Origin of the sequence: Ruminococcus sp. (assembly GCF_017549005.1) — a bacterium.
Classification (GTDB): Bacteria; Bacillota; Clostridia; order Oscillospirales; family Ruminococcaceae; genus Ruminococcus.
In genome coordinates, this window is the sequence record NZ_JAFYYT010000007.1 from 103,257 (window position 1) to 123,230 (window position 19,974).

General features: G+C 45.7%; 19 protein-coding genes. 3 read left to right on the forward strand and 16 right to left on the reverse strand.

What is annotated here, in order from left to right:
* Nucleotides 1–13: 13 nt before the first annotated feature.
* The 9 genes from IKW96_RS03290 to IKW96_RS03330 form a co-directional block, all read right to left on the reverse strand.
* The gene (locus IKW96_RS03290; protein ID WP_296570228.1) at nt 14–487 is read right to left on the reverse strand and encodes a V-type ATP synthase subunit K; all 474 of its coding nucleotides are present in this window, start codon (nt 485–487) and stop codon (nt 14–16) included.
* The gene (locus IKW96_RS03295) at nt 480–2,453 is read right to left on the reverse strand and encodes a V-type ATP synthase subunit I (protein WP_296570231.1); all 1,974 of its coding nucleotides are present in this window, start codon (nt 2,451–2,453) and stop codon (nt 480–482) included. The genes IKW96_RS03290 and IKW96_RS03295 overlap by 8 nt, the downstream gene beginning before the upstream one ends.
* Before the next feature lie 33 nt (nt 2,454–2,486).
* Nucleotides 2,487–2,795 carry a hypothetical protein gene (locus IKW96_RS03300; RefSeq protein WP_296570233.1) on the reverse strand — a complete coding sequence of 103 codons (309 nt, stop codon included), beginning with the start codon at nt 2,793–2,795 and terminating at the stop codon, nt 2,487–2,489.
* A 228-nt stretch (nt 2,796–3,023) separates the two neighbouring features.
* Nucleotides 3,024–3,482, reverse strand: coding sequence for an NUDIX hydrolase (locus IKW96_RS03305; protein WP_296570235.1), 459 nt, complete (start codon nt 3,480–3,482; stop codon nt 3,024–3,026).
* Entirely contained in the window at nt 3,475–5,253 is a 1,779-nt protein-coding gene (aspS, locus tag IKW96_RS03310) for an aspartate--tRNA ligase (RefSeq protein WP_296570237.1), read from the reverse strand. Before aspS ends, IKW96_RS03305 begins: the two co-directional genes overlap by 8 nt.
* A 1-nt stretch (nt 5,254) precedes the next feature.
* Nucleotides 5,255–6,589: a histidine--tRNA ligase gene (gene hisS, locus IKW96_RS03315; RefSeq protein WP_296570239.1), complete on the reverse strand. Its 1,335-nt coding sequence runs from the start codon at nt 6,587–6,589 to the stop codon at nt 5,255–5,257.
* 66 nt (nt 6,590–6,655) lie between these two features.
* Nucleotides 6,656–7,057 (reverse strand): methylglyoxal synthase, encoded by a 402-nt coding sequence (locus IKW96_RS03320; protein ID WP_009984662.1) that lies wholly within the window; start codon nt 7,055–7,057, stop codon nt 6,656–6,658.
* A 40-nt stretch (nt 7,058–7,097) separates the two neighbouring features.
* The gene (locus tag IKW96_RS03325; protein WP_296570241.1) at nt 7,098–7,835 is read right to left on the reverse strand and encodes an AAA family ATPase; all 738 of its coding nucleotides are present in this window, start codon (nt 7,833–7,835) and stop codon (nt 7,098–7,100) included.
* A 193-nt stretch (nt 7,836–8,028) separates the two neighbouring features.
* Nucleotides 8,029–8,535 carry a shikimate kinase gene (locus IKW96_RS03330; protein ID WP_296570244.1) on the reverse strand — a complete coding sequence of 169 codons (507 nt, stop codon included), beginning with the start codon at nt 8,533–8,535 and terminating at the stop codon, nt 8,029–8,031.
* Nucleotides 8,536–8,692: 157 nt separating this feature from the next.
* On the opposite strand from IKW96_RS03330, the gene IKW96_RS03335 reads away from it, so the two are divergent.
* A complete protein-coding gene (locus IKW96_RS03335; RefSeq protein WP_296570248.1) occupies nt 8,693–9,640 on the forward strand; it encodes a TIGR01212 family radical SAM protein in 948 nt (315 codons plus the stop codon).
* 33 nt (nt 9,641–9,673) lie between these two features.
* Here the strand turns inward: IKW96_RS03335 and lysA are convergent, their stop codons facing one another.
* Genes lysA through lon form a run of 3 tightly spaced genes read right to left on the reverse strand, consistent with a single transcriptional unit; the run spans nt 9,674 to nt 13,965 of the window.
* Complete coding sequence (lysA, locus tag IKW96_RS03340; protein ID WP_296570250.1) at nt 9,674–10,972, reverse strand: diaminopimelate decarboxylase; 1,299 nt, start codon at nt 10,970–10,972, stop codon at nt 9,674–9,676.
* A 27-nt stretch (nt 10,973–10,999) separates the two neighbouring features.
* Nucleotides 11,000–11,605: a ribosome biogenesis GTP-binding protein YihA/YsxC gene (yihA, locus tag IKW96_RS03345; RefSeq protein WP_296570252.1), complete on the reverse strand. Its 606-nt coding sequence runs from the start codon at nt 11,603–11,605 to the stop codon at nt 11,000–11,002.
* Nucleotides 11,606–11,622: 17 nt separating this feature from the next.
* Nucleotides 11,623–13,965, reverse strand: coding sequence for an endopeptidase La (lon, locus tag IKW96_RS03350; protein ID WP_296570254.1), 2,343 nt, complete (start codon nt 13,963–13,965; stop codon nt 11,623–11,625).
* 446 nt (nt 13,966–14,411) lie between these two features.
* Between lon and IKW96_RS03355 the strand changes: the two genes are divergently transcribed.
* A complete protein-coding gene (locus IKW96_RS03355) occupies nt 14,412–14,714 on the forward strand; it encodes a YerC/YecD family TrpR-related protein (RefSeq protein ID WP_296570256.1) in 303 nt (100 codons plus the stop codon).
* Nucleotides 14,715–14,783: 69 nt separating this feature from the next.
* Nucleotides 14,784–17,747, forward strand: a complete 2,964-nt coding sequence (locus tag IKW96_RS03360) for a glycoside hydrolase family 9 protein (RefSeq protein WP_296570258.1) — start codon at nt 14,784–14,786, stop codon at nt 17,745–17,747.
* 59 nt (nt 17,748–17,806) lie between these two features.
* On the opposite strand, the gene IKW96_RS03365 is transcribed toward IKW96_RS03360, so the two are convergent.
* The 4 genes from IKW96_RS03365 to IKW96_RS03380 are packed head-to-tail and all read right to left on the reverse strand — an operon-like array spanning nt 17,807 to nt 19,954.
* Nucleotides 17,807–18,028 (reverse strand): hypothetical protein, encoded by a 222-nt coding sequence (locus IKW96_RS03365; protein ID WP_296570260.1) that lies wholly within the window; start codon nt 18,026–18,028, stop codon nt 17,807–17,809.
* Between the two features lie 22 nt (nt 18,029–18,050).
* Nucleotides 18,051–18,557 carry a Gx transporter family protein gene (locus IKW96_RS03370; RefSeq protein WP_296570262.1) on the reverse strand — a complete coding sequence of 169 codons (507 nt, stop codon included), beginning with the start codon at nt 18,555–18,557 and terminating at the stop codon, nt 18,051–18,053.
* A gap of 1 nt (nt 18,558) precedes the next feature.
* On the reverse strand, nt 18,559–18,915 hold the full coding sequence (locus IKW96_RS03375; protein WP_296570264.1) for a NusG domain II-containing protein: 357 nt from the start codon (nt 18,913–18,915) through the stop codon (nt 18,559–18,561).
* Nucleotides 18,908–19,954: an FAD:protein FMN transferase gene (locus IKW96_RS03380; RefSeq protein ID WP_296570267.1), complete on the reverse strand. Its 1,047-nt coding sequence runs from the start codon at nt 19,952–19,954 to the stop codon at nt 18,908–18,910. Before IKW96_RS03380 ends, IKW96_RS03375 begins: the two co-directional genes overlap by 8 nt.
* Nucleotides 19,955–19,974: the final 20 nt, after the last annotated feature.

The window sequence follows — 19,974 nt, forward strand, 5'->3', positions numbered from 1 at the left end:
ATCTCCACCCCCATTATACGCCTATGTTCAATATCATGAGAACTGATATAAGAAGTGCAAGGATAGCATATGTCTCGACCATAGCTGCCATGATGATAGCTTTACCGTTGTGATCAGGCTTCTTAGCAGTAATGCTTACGCCTGCCGCAGCTGTTCTTCCCTGCATGATACCGGAGATAAGTCCGACTATAGCAATAGGAAGCGAAGCTGCAAGGAAACCGAGTCCCTGCTGAACTGTAAGCTCTGCTGCGTTTCCGCTGAGAACATTGGTGCGGATAAGAATGAACATTGCAGCGATAAGTCCGTAAAGTCCCTGAGTACCGGGAAGAAGTTCGAGAAGGAGCACCTTGCTGAACTTTGAAGGGTCAACGGAAACAACTCCCGAAGCTGCCTCACCCACGAGGCTTACTCCCTTTGCAGAACCTATTCCTGCAAGAAGCGCTGCAAGTGCAGCTCCTATTAAAGCTAATACTAATCCGTTAGTCATTTGTATTTTCCTCCTTGAATTTGATATACTTAGTATTTACCGTAAGCGGTGAAAATTCACGTCCGCCGCCGGTGTAGAATTTACTGAAAAGCTCAACGAACTGCAGTCTGTCTGTATGGACGTATGCTCCGAGCAGATTGATCGCAAGGTTCGCAAGATGACCGACCACAAATACTATGATCAGTGCGATAAGCTTTACTATTTTGTTTTCCGGCATTGTACCGATAAGATTTATAACGCTCGCAATCGAACCAGTTGCAAGTCCCAGTGCAAGCAGACGGGAATATGAAAGGATATCTCCGAAATAGCCCGTAGCTGTATTGTAAAGTGCGTACAGGCCGCCGAAAAACTTGCCGAATATGGATTTCGACGTTCTTCCTGCCGTAAGTACAAGGATCACTACGCCTGCGATAAGCATATAGAGTCCTATGTCAGTTAGCGTCTTCGGAACAGTCACAAACATTCCCGCACCAACAGGTGCAATGCCGAGAACTATAAGATATATAGGCAATGCGTCGAATATTGCGTCAAGCTTTTTGCCTGTATCCCATGTCATCTTGAACGAGACCGCCACACCGAGCAGAAGGTGGAGTATGCCAAGTCCGAAAGATACCAGCAGGAGCTTTACAGGATCTGTAAGAGGCTCGAACCAAAGGGCGATACTGCCGATCTCCTTATCAAAGAAGTTCCTTGCTACGACCTGTACGATATCGCCGAACCAGCTGCCGAAAAGAGCTCCCCAGAATACAGTGGATACGCCGCAGTTACGGAACATTGTCAGCGTTTTCTTCATAGTGGTCTCAAGCTTGAACTTCTTGAGGGCTATTGTTGTTCCTATGACCATAAGCAGTCCGTATCCTGCGTCGGAAAGCATCATTCCGAAGAAAAGATAATAGAAGAACGACATTATGGGAGTAGGATCCACATCGCCTTTTCCGGGCATGGCGTACATCTTCGTTATCTCCTCTATAGGCGTTGAAAACTTGCTGTTTTCAAGCAGGACAGGCACGTCCTCGTCCTCCGACGGATCGGTAAAGGTTATAGCCGCAGTGTACTTTGCTTCTATCTCATTTTTCAGGCTCTCGGTAAACTTTTCAGGGATATAGCCGTTCAGCACAAAGGTATTCTCGGTAAAGCCGAGATCGCTGAGTGCGTCGTACTTTTCCTTTCTCATTTGCAGATAGTCTATAACAAACCTGAGCTGCTGCCTGTTTTCGGCAAGCTTTGTGATATTTTCCTTTGCTTTTTCAGCGTCTGAGTTAAGCTTATCTATCTCATCGCTGTATGCCGAGATAAGCTCTTTCGGAGTCCTGCTTTCCGGCTCGGAAATGTGAGCAAAAGCAAGCTTCCTGAGCGTATCCCCTGCCTCATCATAAGCTTCCTTGCTGCAGATGATAAACACATTGGTCTGATCCTTTGTGGAACTTATGACCTCAACGCTGCAATTCTCCGGGAGCTTTTCTTCAAGCTCCTCCGCAGTAGTAAGGTACGGCAATGTGCCAATATACGCAGAGGTCGTGGCAGTTCCCCTGAAATTCAGCGGAACGTCAAGAGGCTCCCATCGCCCGAGCATATCGCATTTTATCTGAAGCTGCGAGGCTGAATTTGCGGAATCGTTTATCATTCGCTGATTTTTGATTATTTCGTTTGCTGCTCCCATGACCTGTTCCATGTGCATGGCTTCTTTTCCGAACTCATGCTTTTCGACCTCGGTCTTTCCGCCGAGCAGGTCTTTTATTGAAGCTTTCTCGGGAGCATAATTGTCGATTATCTCAAGCGCCTGCACAGCCGTGTTCCTGAACTTGTCAAACTCGCCCACAACTGCCGTAACGTTTGTATTTTCCAGCTCTTCGTCGTCGTTTTCGGTTATTTCAACAACGCCGCGCCGCTGAAGGAGCTCTATTATCTTCTTGCTGTCTGTCAGCATAGCTATGAGCTCTATTTTTTTCATTTTGAGCTTCGCCATTTATTACATCACTCTCCTTTACAAGGTCGGATTTCAGAAATAGCGGTTGATTATCTCGTCAACAGCCTTACCCATATTTTTTTCGGCTTGCTGTCTGATACTGTCGATCTTTTTCTGACACTCGGCTTCGGCATTTTTCTTGTATTCCTCAAGCTTTTTATCGTATTCCGATTTTAGCTTTGAAAGCTCCGAATGCGCGTCACTGAGCTTTTTCTGTATAGCAAGCGACGATTTCCCCGAAGCAGAGCTGATTATATCGTCACGCTGCTTACGTGCTTCGGCATTCTTTTTGTCAGAAAGAGCCTCAGCTTCAAGGATCTTTTTTACAGCTTCCGACGCCATAGATACGCCTCCTTAAAAATGACCAGCGGTCATTTGATGATTTGATTATAGCATTCTTTCTGTGAATAGTCAATAGCTATCCGGTTAATAAAGCCTAACAATAAAGACAAAGGGAGCTAACCTACAGACAGCTCCCTACAAAATTATTAAACCTATAGTTAATATTATACTACTATTCAAGAAAAAAGTCAATAAAAATCTTTGAAATATTTTGTTTTTTTAGGCTGATTAAACCCCGAATATCTCATATTCCCCTGCTTTAAGGGAAATAGACTTATAGTCACCTTTTTCGAGAGTATTTTCACAGTCGTTTATATACGCATTAAGTATAGCACGACTCATATTGGTTATATCGCTGCGTTTTACAGCCTCCTCAGGAGTGAGGAGAAGTACCTCGCTGTTTTCATATCCGTCGGAATGAGGCTCGCCCGATATATATTTGAGACGAAAAACGATTATCCACTGCTCTGCGCGGAACTGAACTGCAAAAACAGACTCAGCAACTGCATTTACGCCTGTTTCCTCAAGAAATTCTCTTTTGACCGCGTCAGACGGCAGCTCGCCTTCTTTCAGATATCCGCCGGGAATAAGGATACGCTCCTTTGCAGCGCCGTATGTATGCCTTACAAAAAGTATCTTCCCATCGATATCGAGTATTCCGCAGACAGCGTAATAGCGGTTACTCATCTTCTTTTTTCACAACGCTTATGCCGAGGACCTCAAGGCTTTCGTCGTCAACAGCAGACGGACATTCTGACATAAGCTCGCTTGCGTTCTGTACCTTCGGGAATGCAGTTACATCCCTGAGGCTGTCAGCCTTGCACATTATCATTGCAAGACGGTCAAGACCGATTCCCATACCACCGTGAGGCGGAGCGCCGTAGCGATATGCGTCAACAAGGAATCCGAACTTTGCCTGTATCTCCTCGTCTGTCATGCCGAGAGCTTCAAACATCTTCTGCTGGAGCTCGAAATCGGTGATACGCATAGATCCGCTTGAAAGCTCTGTTCCGTTGAGAACGAGGTCCCACGCCTTAGCACGTACATTTGCAGGATCGGTGTCAAGATATCCGAGACACTCCTCCATCGGCATAGTAAACGGGTGATGTGCGGCAACCCAGGTATTGTTTTCATCGTCGTGCTCAAAGAACGGCATTTCTGTGATCCAGAGGAAATTATACTGATCCTCGGGGATAACTTCCATTCTCTTGCCGCAGATAAGTCTTATTGCACCGAGAGTTGCAAGGACGGTCTTTGTCTTGTCAGCACAGATAAGAACAAGGTCGCCCTCATGTGCATCAACGGCAGCGCATATCTTTTCAAGGTCGCCGTCAGCAAGGAACTTCTTGAACGAGCAGTTAGGCTCTTCAGCCCAGCGTATATAGGCAAGTCCCTTTGCTCCGATACCCTTTGCGTGTTCGACGAGCTTGTCGATCTCCTTACGTGTATATGTAGCAGCACCGTTCTTTACATTTATAGCACGTACAGAACCGCCTTCTTCGATAGCATTCCTGAACACAACAAAGTCAATATCCTTTACGGTATCTGTGATATCCTGTATCTCAAAGCCGAAGCGCGTATCAGGTTTGTCGGAGCCGTAACGGTTCATAGCGTCCGCAAATGTAAGTCTCGGGAGCGGAGTGGGAACATCAACATTTATGACTTCCTTGAATACTCTCTGAATGAAGCCCTCAACACACTCCTGGATATCCTCTGCGTCAACAAATGACATCTCAAGGTCTATCTGAGTGAATTCGGGCTGACGGTCTGCTCTGAGGTCTTCATCGCGGAAGCAGCGTGCAAGCTGGATATATCTGTCATATCCAGATACCATAAGAAGCTGCTTGTAGATCTGAGGCGACTGAGGCAGAGCATAGAACTTGCCCTGATGAACTCTTGAAGGGATAAGATAGTCTCTTGCGCCCTCGGGAGTTGACTTCATCATCATAGGGGTCTCTATCTCAAGGAATCCGTTCTCATAGAAGTACTCACGTGTCACCTTTGCGATCTCATGGCGCATGATGATATTCTGCTGGAGCGGTGCGCGTCTGAGGTCAAGGTAACGGTACTTGAGACGGAGCTCGTCGTTTACCTTTGTTTCGTTTACTATCTCGAAAGGAGGGGTCTGAGCCTTTGCAAGTATCCTGAGGTCGCTGACAAATATTTCAACATTGCCCGTCTTCAGCTTGTCGTTCTTGCTTTCACGCTCACGGACCACGCCCTTAGCCATAAGAACATACTCGCTCTTGCAGGTCGCTGCCTTATCGAACAGTTCGCGGTCTGTCTCATCGTTGAACAGAAGCTGTACAACGCCTGTCCTGTCTCTGAGGACGATGAAGATAACGCCGCCCTTGTCCCTTATTCTGTCAACAAAGCCGCCTACTACGACTTCTTTTCCTATTTCGGTCACATCTCCGCAATAATGTGTGCGCTTGAGACCTTTCATACTATCTGCCATTTTATTTGTCCTCCCCTGCGAATGAAAACAACGAACCTGATTCATCGTCCATTGTATCGAGCATTTTATTAAAGTATTCGTTTTCAAAATTAGCGGTAAATTTATCATTGAGAAGAAGCTCTGTTTCATTGCCGCTTTCCATTTCCTTCAGCTTGGCCTTTCCGCTTGCAAGCTCGTCATCGCCGATGACCATAGTATAAACAGCGCCGATCTTGTTAGCGTACTTCATCTGAGGCTTTATTCCTCTGCCCATAAGGTCAAATTCTGCACGGTAGCCGAATTCGCGGAGTCCCTTTACAAGCTCCATAGCCTTAGTAAGTGCAGCCTCGCCCATAGTTGCGAAATAGATATCGCAGGTCTTGGGTGTAAGGAAATCACACTCCTGCTTGTCCATAACGAGAAGTATCCTCTCAAAGCCCATACCGAAGCCCAGTGCTGGAACGTGCTGTCCGCCAAGCTGTTCGATAAGGCCGTCATATCTTCCGCCTGCACAGACAGTTCCCTGTGCGCCGATCTCGGTGGTTATGAACTCAAATACCGACTTTGTATAATAATCAAGTCCGCGGACTATTTTCGGATCGACGATATACTCGATACCGAAGCCCGAAAGGTATTTCTTGAAAGCTTCAAAGTGCTCCCTGCATTCATCACAGAGGTAATCCAGTATGAGCGGAGCGTTCTTGCCTATCTCCTTGCATATCGGGCTCTTGCAGTCAAGCAGTCTCATAGGGTTCTTGACGAGTCTTTCCTTGCAGGTATCGCAGAGCTCTTCCTTATGGGGCTCAAAGTAAGCGCGGAGCGCCTCGTGATACTTTGCACGGCAGGCAGGACAGCCTATAGAGTTTATGTGGAGTTCGATATTCCTGAGTCCGAGCCTGTCAAGTATAGTCTTGGCAAGAAGGATGACCTCAGCGTCTGCGGACGGAGCGGCGCTTCCTGCCATTTCGATTCCGAACTGGTGAAACTCGCGGAGTCTGCCTGCCTGAGGGCGCTCATGACGGAAGCATGAGAGCATATAGTATACCTTCTGCGGCAGAGCCTCGTTGAGAAGTCCGTTCTGGAGCATAGCACGGATAGTGCCTGCCGTACCCTCGGGACGGAGCGTAAATTCGGTCTCCTTAGCCTTAACGGTGTACATTTCCTTCTGAACGACATCGGTAGTTTCGCCGACAGAACGCAGGAAAAGATCCGTATTTTCAAAGGTAGGAATCCTTATCTCGGAAAATCCGAAGCTTTCAGCAGTCTCACGGGCTATTTTTTCAACGGTGTGCCATTTATAGACATCCTTTGGCAGAACGTCCTCTGTTCCGTTTGGGCGTTTGATATTATTTGCCATATATTTCAAGCCTTTCCTGTTTGTTTTTACATGAAAATTGTCCCTTTAAAAGGGACAATTGAAGTTTTAGATACTCGGATTACCGACTTCACGCCAATCCAGGTCGCCTCTTTCGAGGGCAAGGATGAGCGCTTCTGCGGTAGCGATGTTTGTTGCAACAGGCACGTTATGAACATCACAGAGTCTGAGAAGATTCATTCCGTGAACGTCTGCTGCCTTCGGATTTATAGGATCGCGGAAGAAGAGAAGAACGTCAACTTCGTTGCAGGAAAGAAGCGCGAGTATCTGCTCAGCTCCTCCCTGACCGCTGAGATATCTCTTGATGGGAAGTCCTGTAGCTTCGCTTACCTGCTTGCCTGTTGTATTTGTAGCAATGAGAGTATGCTTTGAAAGGATTCCGCAGTAAGCGCTGCAGAATTGTACCATAAGCTCTTTTTTCGCATCATGTGCTATAATTGCGATTTTCATTTTTATACCCTTTCCCCGCTGAGCGGAATTATTTCATGTTTTAGACTGTCTTTACTGTAAGCGGAACAAATTCTCCGCCGAGACGTTTGGATATAGCGTCGAAAGCCTTGAGTGCTTCACTGTCTGTCGGTATCGGATTGCCCTTTCCCGTAGCGACTGTCATCTTGAAGTCGTCGGGGATCACGCCGATAAGCTGAACTCCCACCTTATCAATGATCTCGTCGAGGTTGGAGATAAGCTCTGCGCCGATTATCTTCTTGCTGATCTTGTTTATGATAAGACGCTGGCTCTTGTTTCCTCTGTTATAGAACTCGTCGGACATCAGACTTGCATCTCTGATACAAACAGGATCGGGAGTAGATATCACAAGGATAAGATTTGCCTGTTCAACAATATCGAATACGTGTGAGTTGATACCCGCACCTGTATCGATAATGATATACTCGAAATATTTCTTTACAGAACGGCATATCTCTACGATCTGCTCAGCGCTTACGGCGGTAAGCGTTTTGGGAGCGCAGAGGATATTAAGGTTTGAAGCCATAGGAATCTGGGCAACAGCTTCAAGGGCAGTCTTTTTGCCGCTGAGCACGTCGCCAAGATCATATCTGATATTCTCTTCGACGCCGAAGATGATATCGAGACATCTCAAACCGAAGTCCAGCTCGATAATGAGCGTTCTGTGTCCCTGTTTTGCAAGAGTGTAACCAATTCCTGCACAGACGGTAGATTTACCTGTTCCGCCTTTTCCTGAAGTAACAGCAATTATTTTAGACATTTTGATTCCTTTCCGATATCCGAAAGCCAGAGCAGCACAGCTGCACAGAGGGCGCGGAAGTCTTATAATTACTTATAATATTAATCCTATTGTACATTATAACACACAATCTACTAAAAGTCAAAGCCATTTTTAAAGCAAAATATAAAATTGTGCAAAAAGGACTTTTTATCAGTCGTTGATTATGCATTGTTCACAAATAATTATGAAGTTCATTGATAATTTTATTTATTGTTTTCTCAACATTGCAGCCGTTTTCGTCAATGATAATATCGGAATATTTCTCATATAAAGGGACACGTTCCTTGTAAAGACCGCTGAGGGACTGTCCCTCTCTTATGACTACTCCCCTGTTTTTTATGTTTCCGAGCCTGTATTTCAGCTTACCGTAATCAAGCTTCAGATAAACGATAATACCGTTTCCGGAGAGATTTTTCATAGCTTCGCCGCCATAAACGACGCTACCGCCAGTGGCAATAACAGCTTTTTCGGCTTTAAGTCCGCTCAGAATGTGGTTTTCGGTTTCTATGAAGCCGTCTATTCCCTTTTCGGCGATGATCTCCTTCAGAAGCTTCTTTTCATGCTCCTGAATGACGATATCGGTATCTATAAATCTGCAGCCCAGAAGCTTTGCAAGGATAACTCCCACCGTGCTTTTACCTACTCCGGGCATACCGATAAGTACAATATTTTTATCCACAGCTTTTTACCTCTTTTTTGATACTCTTTTATTTTAACTCACTTTGTGCAAAATGTCAATAGATAAACAAGCCATATATTGCGATATTATTTTTTGTACACTAATTATTGACAATTATTAATGAATATGATAACATAATTTCACAAGGAGAGATAATATGAAAAGGAGTCCATTTGAATTTTCCGACGACAACAAGCGTTATCATACACTTAATTATTACAACAGATCTCATTATGGTCATAAAATATATAAAGCCGTCCTTGACTGCGGCTTTTCATGCCCGAATATCGACGGAACAAAGGGTACAGGCGGCTGTATTTTCTGCGACGGCGGAAGCGGATATTTCACACACGGCGGCTGCGATATAATCTCACAGCTCGCAAGGGAAAAGGAAAGGATATGCGGCAAATACGGCGAAAGCGCACGATTTGTAGCATATTTTCAGGCAAATACAAACACCTACGCTCCTGCCGAGGTCCTGCGTAAGCTGTATTACTCAGTACTGGATTTCCCGAACGTATGCGGTATCTCCATAGGAACACGCGCAGACTGCCTTTCCGACGAAATAGTCGGATTACTTGCGGAATTAAGCTCAAAGACCGACCTCACCGTCGAGCTTGGTATGCAAAGCTGCCACGAAAGTACAATAAAGCTGATAAACCGCTGCTACACTCATGAGGAGTTCTGCGAAGGCTTTTACAAGCTCAGACGCAGAAAGATACGAACCTGTATACACATTATCAACGGGCTCCCATTTGAAACTCCCGAAATGATGCTAAAAACCGCAGCAGAAGCTGTAAGGCTCGCTCCCGAAGCAGTAAAGCTGCAAATGCTTCATGTAATAAAAGGTACAGTTCTTGCCGAAATGTATGAAAGAAACGAATTCGAGCTCCTTGAAAGAGACGAATATATCGGCATTATCGCAAAACAGCTCGAAATACTTCCTCCCGAAACGGTGATCGAACGTATTACCGGCGACGGAGACAAGTCAAAGCTCATAGCTCCCATGTGGAGCGCAGACAAGATAGCCGTTCTCGGGGGTATCGACAAAAGACTTGCCGAGCTCGATACATGGCAGGGAAAAAAATACGAAAAAAAGGCATGAAAGAAGGATAATCACTTCTTTCACGCCTTGTTTTTATATATCGTTGCGGATAATGTCGTCAAGAGTTTCTCTCTTGACCGCTATCCTCGATTTTCCGTTGTTAACGAAAACTATCGCAGGCTTCTGGAGCCTGTTGTAATTGGAGGACATTGAATAATTATAAGCTCCTGTTGCACAAACAGCGATGATATCGCCCGATTCAGCGTGCTGGAGCGGCATATTCTCACCGATAAGATCACCGCTCTCGCAGCACCTTCCGGCAATTGTGACTCTTTCGGTTCTTTCCTCCCCTGCTTTATTGGCAACAACAGCGTCGTACTCGGAGCCGTAAAGGATATATCTCGGATTGTCAGCCATACCGCCGTCTACAGAGACATAAGTCCTTATATCCGGTATTTCCTTGCGTGCGCCGACAGTATAAAGAGTTATACCGGCAGGTCCTGCGATGGAACGTCCCGGCTCGATAAACATCTTAGGAAGGTCGATACCGAGAGACTTGCATTCGTTTTTTACGACTTCCGAGACTTTTTCGAGATACAGCTCAAACGGCTTGGGGTCGTTATCGTCAACGTACTTGATCCCGAAACCGCCGCCGAGGTTGAGTCCCTCGATCTTATAGCCGAGCTCATTCTTTATTTTTGCGATAAATCTGAGCATTACCTTTGCAGCTTCCTCAAAGGGAGCGATATCGAATATCTGTGAACCGATATGGCAGTGAAGTCCCACAAGCTTTACATTCTTGCAGCTTACCGCCTCTTTTACAGCTTCAAAAGCTTCGCCTGTTTCAAGAGCGAAACCGAATTTACTGTCGATCTGTCCTGTTTTTACAAAATCATGGGTATGGGCGTCAATGCCGGGCTTGATACGGAACATTATCTTTGGCTGAGAATTGCTCTTCTCGGCTATTATTTCGAGCCTGTGAAGCTCGCTTATATTGTCGACGATAATATGTCCCACACCGACCTTTAAAGCGTATTCAAGCTCCTCGTCGGTCTTGTTGTTGCCGTGGAAACCCACTTTTTCCATTGGAAAGCCTGCCTTGACTGCTGTGTAGAGCTCGCCTATGGATACAACGTCAAGTCCGTCGCCCTCGCTTGCGACTATCCTGCACATCTCCATGCAGGAAAATGCCTTGCTGGCGTAGTGGACTTCACCTTTGCCGTCGTAGTATTTGTTCATACTGTCATGGAAACGTCTCAGGCTGGTTCTGACTACCTGCTCGTCCATGACATAGAGCGGAGTGCCGTATTCTTTGGCAAGCTCCACCGTGTCAGCTCCGCCGACAGTGAGATGTCCTGCGGAATTGACGCTCAAATTTTCGGATACAAACATTTTTAACATCCTTTCAGGTTTGTTTTATTATGCAACGACGTCATTGTCGTCAGCAATGTCTTCAACTATCTGCCTGAGTTCTTCCACTCCCTCAAAGGTCTGTGATGAAAACGGTATGGTATGGATATCCTCAAAGCAGGGTATCTCGCTCCTGAAAGCCTCCATGCGCTTTTCGCGCTCGGTCTTGCCGAGCTTGTCGGCTTTTGTAAGCACAAGAACGAAAGGCATTTCCGTATCAATAAGGAAATTTATCATATGTACGTCATCAGCTGTTGGAGCATGGCGCATATCTATGAGCATGAAAACAAGTCTTATATCCCTGTCAGAGCCGAGATAACCCTCGATAAGTCCGGCCCATCGTTCCTTTTCAGACTTTGCCACCTTTGCGTAGCCATATCCCGGAAGATCGACAAAATATATATTATCGAGCCCGTAAAAGTTTATTGTAGCTGTTTTGCCCGGGACAGAGCTCACTCTTGCAAGGTTTTTACGGTTAAAAAGCTTGTTTATCAGCGTTGACTTGCCCACATTGGAATGTCCCGCAAAAGCTATCTCTATCCTGTCGGAGGAGGGTATCTGCGAAAACTTTCCGTATGCAGCCGTAAATTCAGCCTTATTGTAATTAAGCTTCACTTGGACTTCCTCCCTGGTCACTTGATAAGAGCCGCGTCAAAAACGTCCTTGAGGTCGGACGCAAAAACAAATTCTATTGCGTCCTTGACGACCTGATCAACTTCTTCAAGATCAGGCTTGTTCTCCACGGGGATTATCACTCTCTTTATGCCTGCCTTGTAAGCAGCCATCGTCTTTTCACGCAGACCGCCTATGGGAAGCACCTTTCCGTGAAGTGTTATCTCGCCTGTCATAGCCACATCGGACCTTACCTTTATGCCAGAAAGCGCCGATAAAAGCGCTGTTGTCATGGTAACGCCCGCCGACGGACCGTCCTTCGGAACAGCTCCCTCGGGAGCGTGTATGTGTATATCCTTATCCTTGTAGAAATCAGGATCTATCTTGTACTTTTCCGCGATACTTCTTACGAAGCTCACAGCTATCTTCGAGCTTTCCTTCATAACGTCGCCCAGTGAGCCCGTTACCTCTATCTTGCCCGTTCCTTTCATTATCAGAACTTCTATGGGCATGAGAACTCCGCCTACGGAAGTCCATGCAAGACCGTTTACAACACCGACCTGATCTTTTTTCGACGAAAGATCGCCTGTATACTTTCTTATTCCGAGGAGCCCGTTGAGGTCCTTTGCTTTTATAGTAGTTCTCTTTATCTCATCGGCAGCTATCTTCTTCGCAGTCTTCCTGCAAAGGGAAGCTATGCATCTTTCAAGGGAACGCACGCCCGCTTCCTTTGTGTAGTACTGTATGAGCTCGTTTATAGCGTCATCAGCTATTTTCAGCTGTGAAGCCTTAAGACCGTGCTCCTTGAGCTGCTTTGGCACAAGATGTTCCTTTGCGATGTGGAACTTTTCTTCCGCAGTATAGCTCGGGAGCTCTATTACCTCCATTCTGTCCAGCAGAGGTGCAGGTATAGCGCTGACATTATTGGCTGTAGTTATGAAAACCGCCTTGCTCAGGTCAAAGGGAACTTCTATGAAGTGGTCTCTGAAAGCATAGTTCTGCTCCGAGTCGAGGACTTCAAGCATTGCTGACGAGGGATCACCCTTTATATCGCTGCAGAGCTTGTCGATCTCATCGAAAAGTATCAGCGGATTTGCGGAGCCAGCCTGTGTTATGGCAGTGATCACACGACCCGGCATAGCTCCTACGTATGTCTTTCTGTGGCCTCTTATATCGGCTTCATCACGAACGCCGCCGAGAGAGACCCTTGCATACTTTCTGCCCATAGCCTTCGCAATAGATTTTGCTATCGAAGTCTTTCCTATACCTGGAGGGCCTGCAAGACAGATTATCTGTCCCTTTATCTCGGGATTGAGCATATGTACGGCAAGGAACTCGAGTATGCGCTCCTTGACTTTTTTCAAGCCGTAGTGGTCTTTTTCGAGTACAGCTTCCGCCTTGTCCATGGAAAGCTTCGCCTTTGTGTACTTTCCCCACGGAAGATCGAGGACTGTATCGAGGTAATTCTTGATAACAAATGCCTCCTGTGACGCAGGGGGCAGCTTTGTAAGCTTGTCAGCTTCTTTAAGCAGCTTTTCCTTGCTCTTTTCGTCCAGTTTGAGGTCCATTATATCGTTGATATAGCCGAATGCTTCTTCGCCTTCGTCCTCGCCGAGCTGCTCCTGGATAACTCTAAGCTGCTCACGGAGATAGAACTCTTTCTGACCCTTGTCTATGCTGTTTTTCGTCTGTTCGTTGATAAGATTTTCAAGCTCGAGTATCTCCACCTCTGATGTAAGACAGGCGAAGAGCACGGAAAGCTTGTTTATTATATTAGTCTCCTCAAGGAGAGTCTGCTTATCACGATAATTGAGATTGCAGTTGAAGGTCACTGTCTCAAAAAGCTTCAAAGGAGAATCCTGAGTCATTATGGAGCTTAGCAGTTCCTTTGGCATTTTCGGGAAAAATGAAGCATATCTCTCAAAAACGTCCTTGATAGAGCGCATGAGCGCCTCAGCTTCCACCTCGTCGAACTTTGCCCTTGAATACGTGGGAGTATGCTTTACCTCCGCTTTCAGAACTTCCCCGTCGTCGATGAGTCTTACAAGGTTAGCTTTGTAGATTCCCTCAACAAGAACTTTCATCACATTGTCGGGCAGCTTCAGAACCTGCTTTATCTCAGCGACAACGCCTACCTTGTAAAGGTCTGAAGCTTTTGGATTGTCAATGTAAGCCTCATGCTGAGTAACAAGGAAAAGCTTGCCGCCCTCCTTCAGTGAGCGCTCGACAGCCGCCATTGACTTGCTGCGCGAAACGTCAAAATGCATTACCATTTTCGGGAATGCAACAAGACCTCTCATGGCAACCGTATAAAGAATATTGGCTTCCTCTATATTTTTATCACTTTTAATGGTTTGTTCCATAAAATCACCGCATTTCTTCTTGTATCATATCCTCGTGAACAAAAGTGTTCTAAATCATTATACTATAAAACAAACAAAAATTCAACCCCTGTATTACAGAGATAAAATGAATTTATCATATTAAACAACATCTGATTAAATGCTCATACAAATTATACGCTTTAACAGTTAATTGACGTGAATTATTGTTGAAATACACGAAAAGTTGTTATTATTTGGTATGTAACGCCAAATTTTTTAAAAATGAGAAATATGTCTTTACTTTTTGTTAAGAATGTGGTATGATATACACAAAGGTGTAATTTACTTCTTATTATATATTTATTCAAGTTCCGGGTAAATTCTTTTAAACAAAAATTAGGACTTTACTTTTACGGAATAATGTGTTAAAATGTAAAGTAAGAAATTGTCAGATTATGCCTTTGAGGCAGATTGGAGTATTAATTATGATCGGTAAAATAAAATCTGAAAGCATGGATCTGCTTTTTGAAGCTATCCTCACACTCGAATCAGTTGACGACTGCTATAAGTTCTTCGACGATCTCTGCACAAGCATCGAGCTCAAATCATTTGCTCAGAGGCTTCATGTTGCAAGACTTCTCGACGAGCACCGCGTTTACAACAGTATCGTAACCGAAACAGGCGCGAGCACAGCTACCATAAGCAGAGTCAACCGTTCTCTCAAGGACGGAAATGACGGATACAATATTGTTTTTGACAGACTTAAGGGGAAGAATCTGCTCAAATAAAACGTGAAAAAGAACTTTGTCCCAGGCAGGACGGAGTTCAAAAAAATTACTCTTGAAAGGAAGATTTTAATGGACAAGGCGAAGATACTCAAAAAATCATTAGCCTGCCTGTCTGCTGCTGCAACTCTTATGACGAGCAGTATAGCAACAGGCGCAAACGCCGAGGTTATCACCGAGGGCAAGACAAACAATTACCACAACTACGCAGAAGCTCTGCAGCTTGCACTGTGCTTCTACGACGCAAACAAGTGTGGTGATGAGGTCGCTGACGACGGCTACTACTCATGGCGTTCAAACTGTCACGTTATCGACGCTGAGATTCCGCTCCAGCCAATGAGCCCGATGCCTACAGTCGGCAAGGGCAAGACTGACGATCAGCTCAAGGAAGATCAGGGTCTCGGACAGGGCGACAGCGGTAAGGCTAAGCCAAATCTCGGCGACGACGATCCCGACCTCTACGTCGGCGTAAACATGAGCTCTTCATTCATCGAGAAGAACAAGAAATATCTCGATCCCGACGGAAACGGCACTCTCGACCTCACAGGCGGCTGGCACGACGCAGGTGACCACGTAAAGTTCGGTCTCCCCGGAAGCTACTCTGCTTCTACAGTAGGCTGGGGTTATTATGAGTTCCGCGATTCTTATATTGACCTCGGACTTCAGAAGCACGTTGAAGACGAGCTCCGCTGGATCAACGACTATTTCATGAAGGCAACATTCCTTGATGACGACGGAAACGTAGTTGCTTACTGCTATCAGGTCGGAGAGGGTAACAACGACCACAACTACTGGTGTCCGCCTGAGCTTCAGCAGGATAATACAATGGTTGCTTCCTCATCATGCGCTGTTAAGCGTCCTGCTTACTTCGCTACAACGGAAATGCCCGCTTCAGACCAGTGTGCAGGCGCTTCTGCTTCACTTGCTATAAATTACCTCAACTTCAAGGATACTGATCCTGACTACGCTGATGAGTGTCTCAAGTACGCAAAGGCTCTCTATGACTTTGCTGTAGAGACTCACGTTGAGGAGTGGAAGCCCGGTATGGTTCCCAGCAACTCAAGCCTTGGTTACGATGGCGGCTTCTATACATCCAGCTATGACTACGATGAACTTGCATGGGCTGCTGTATGGCTCTACTACTGTACCGAAAACTATGATTATATAGACGATATTATCGCAGTTGATACTTCCAAGCCGATTTCTGACAGCGGTTCATATGATGAACAGGCTCAAACCGGTCAGCAGCCTTCTTACGCTTACACAGGCTATATGAAGCGTATCATTACTGATACAGGTAACTGCTGGCAGAATATCTGGGTTCACTGCTGGGATACTGTTTGGGGCGGAGTTTTCGCAAAGCTCGCTCCTGTAACAAACCTCGCACGTGACTGGTACATCTTCCGTTACAATCTCGAGTTCTGGTCAGGCTGTTCAAAGACAGAAGACTGCTCAAACTGGGGTTATGAGCCTGTACACAGTCATAAGTATTTCGGCAGAGACGATTATCTCTGGAATATGCCGATGACCTGCGATAAGATCCCTGATCTTCCTGACAGCGAAACAAGCGGCGACTTCATCGCTAAGTCTCCTTACGGCTGGGCAGTTGTTTCAGGCTATGGTTCAGCTCGTTACAATACAGCTGCAGGACTCTGTGCATGCGTATATGCAAAGACCACAGGCGACGATACATTCCTCCCCTGGGCAAAGGCTCAGATGGAATACATCCTCGGAAACAACCCGATGGGTTACTCTTACGAAGTAGGTTATGAGTACAACTTCGCTTCACATCCGCATCACCGTTCATCACACTGCTCAGCTACACAGAGCATGGATGATCCGATAATCCAAGTACACACCCTCTGGGGCGCTCTCGTTGGCGGTCCTGACCTCAAGGACAATCACGTTGACGAAACAAAGGACTACATCTACAACGAGGTTACTGACGACTATAACGCAGGCTTCTGCGGAGACCTTGCAGGACTTTATCACTACTACGGTGCAGAGGGCAAGGAGTACGAAAAGGAAAACTACATCATCGAAGATTTCAATATGTCTGAGAACGCTATCGGCTACGATCAGGTAGACGAAGACGGCGATCCACTTCCTGTTGGCTACTTCGTATCAGGCGGTAAGGCACAGGAGAAGGCAGACGGTATCCAGCTCAAGCTCGTTCTCCACAACAGAACGATCAATCCTCCGAGATTCGAGTGTGATGTCAAGGCAAGATACTTCTTCAACATCTCAGAGCTTCTTGAAAACGGATACGATGTTGACTATCTTGTTCCGCGTATCGACTACGATCAGGAAGCAGGATACACAAACAACAAGTCACACGCCACACTTTCCGATCCTGTCAAGTATGACGACAAGGGTACATACTATGTAGACGTTACATGGAAGGACTGCAAGTTCTACGGCAGCCGTGTATACCAGTTCGCTCTTACAACAAAAATGGATCCTGAGACAAATACTTACCCTGAGTGGGATTCTTCAAACGACTACAGCTACGCAGACCTTGTAAGCTTTGAAGACGATAACTCAGCTGCTGCTATCACTGATAAGGTAACACTTTACGCAGGTGATAAGCTCATATGGGGTACAGAACCTGACGGAACTACAGCAGGCGGCAGCGAGTATGTTGTTGAAAAGGACAAGGATAAAGAAAAAACAACTACTACCACAACAAAGCCTTCTGTAACAACTACAACTACAACAAAGGACAAGACTGTCACAACAACAACTACTGACAAGACGGGTCAGAGCTCAAACGGCAACGGCGCTGCTGCTTCTAACGATAATATCGTTTACGGCGACGCTAACTGCGACGGTCAGGTAGATATGTCTGACGCTGTTCTTATCATGCAGTCGCTTGCAAATCCGAACAAGTTCGGTATTGACGGTACAAGCACAAACTGCATAACTAAGCAGGGCAAGCTCAACGCAGACTGTGATTCAACTGAGGGCGTTACAACAAATGACGCACTTACGATCCAGCTCTTCTTATTGAAAAAAGGCACAATGCCTGCTAAGTAATAACATAAAAACGGAGAACTTATAAAAGTTCTCCGTTTTTTATTTATGGTATAAATTTATCACACTAAATCCTTCAGCTCATTCACAAGAGCGATATCCTCGGAATTCACCCTGAAATTTGTAACGATAGTCTTGTTTTCGGGGGATATAACCTTGATCTCGATAACGCTCCCCTCCCGTACAGTTCCTGCCGCTGCCTTGAAGAAAAGCGGCACCTTCGGATGATTATCCTTGAATCTGTCAAGAAGTCCCTTGAGCTTAAAAACATTCATCGGATTCATTATTTCACCTCTTTAATGGTATTCAAACATCGGAACGCTTTTCAGGCAGGTCGCGCTTTAACAGCAGCTGAGCACATATACCTGTAAAAGCTCCGGCAATACAGCCCGAAATGATAAGTATGGGATAATACGAAACTACTGCAAAAGAACCGACGACCAATACTGCAACTATTATCTGTCCTGTGTTGTGCAGGATCGCTCCGACCACGCTGCTGAGCCATATGTATCTGTATGGTATCACCTTTTTAATAAGCAGCATACCAGCAAGACAAAGCGCCGCACCTGCGCCGCTGTACATCAATGCCGAGACATTTCCGCCGAAAAAAGCGCCGAGAATCAGTCGTGCAGCAACTATAAGAGCAACTTCCTTAGGGCTGTACTTGTACACCGCATAGACCGTTATAATATTGGCAAGTCCAAGCTTGACTCCGGGAAGCGGTATCAGATTCGGAAAATGCAGCTCAACTATAAATATTATTAGCGCCAAAGCTGTAAGAAGAGCTAATCTCGTAAGTTTTCCTGCTTTCATGTCAGCTGCTCTCCTTATCCGAGAACCTTATAACAAGCTTATGAGGCAGGCATACGATAGGAACTCCCTCAGAGCGAAGATATCCCGTATGGACACAGGTCTTGTCAGGGCAGTCTGCATCGACAATACATATTCTGCCGTCCTCTATCTTTACATCATTCCAGCCGCCCTGAGGAGATTCGATACGAAATGTCCTGTCCTCTTCCTCAGAGAGGTCAAATGAGTATATGACCTCGTTATTCTGCAATATACTGACATACGTATTATCCGACTCCCTGAAATTAAGTAGCATAGCTATAACAGAGCCTATAAGCAGCAACAGGACAACTGCTCCTATTATCTTTACACCTTTAGTCAAACGCTATCACCTCGGCAGGCATTGAGCTTATATTCTTAAAATGCTCTGAAATTCCCTGTGTAAAATGTATTTTTTCATCGTCCGTTACGACAATGAACTCATAATCCGCAAAATCTCTCATTATTTCGGGAGCTTTTTCCGTTCCCGCAACAAAAACAGCAGTTGAAAGCGCGTCGCATACGATGCCGCTGCTGCCAATGACCGTAACAGAAACATAACCGTTATCAGCAGGATAGCCGTCAACAGGGTCAATGATATGGCAGTACCTCTTGCCGTCATCGCCAATAAAAAAGCGTTCATAGTTTCCCGAGGTTATTACCGACCTGTCTGAGGTCTCCACAACGCACATATCTGTTTCGGGTTGAAACGGGTCGCGTACAGCTATCTTCCAGTCAGAACCGTCAGGCTTTTTCCCGAGAGTCTGAACATTGCCGCCGAGATTTATTATCGCCGACCTTACATCGTAAGAACGCATTATATCGAGTATCTCATCACTGGTGTAGCCCTTTGCGACTGCGCCCAGGTCTATCTGCACATCCTCGGGGAGCTTTATGCTTTTTCCCTCTTTTTTGACATTAGTATAGCCAACTTTGCTTAACAGTTCATCAATTTTGGCTTTTTCAGGGATCCTGTACTCCCCTGTTGTAAATCCCCACTCCTTAAGGATGGGGTAGACAGTGATATCAAGGCAGCCATAAGTCTTTCCGCACATATCAAGCGCTTCTCCTATAAGTTCGGCTGTATCCTCGCTCATTTCAACCGCTTTTCCGTCTGAATGGTCAAGCTTCCATATCTCGCTTGTATCAGATGTGGCTGAAAGCTCCGATTCAAGCTTAAAAATGCGCTTTTCGGCTTCGTCAAGAGCTTTTTCGGCATTTGCACCATATACTGTCATATTCATATATGTGTCCATTGCAAACACATCACGGGTACCCGACACAACATTTTCCTGTTTTGAAATTGTTTTCTCTGCTTTACAGCCGCCAAAAGGCAGCAAAACACATATCAAGGCTGCAATTTTGATTCCTTTGTAAGACATATCTTATCTCCTATGACAAA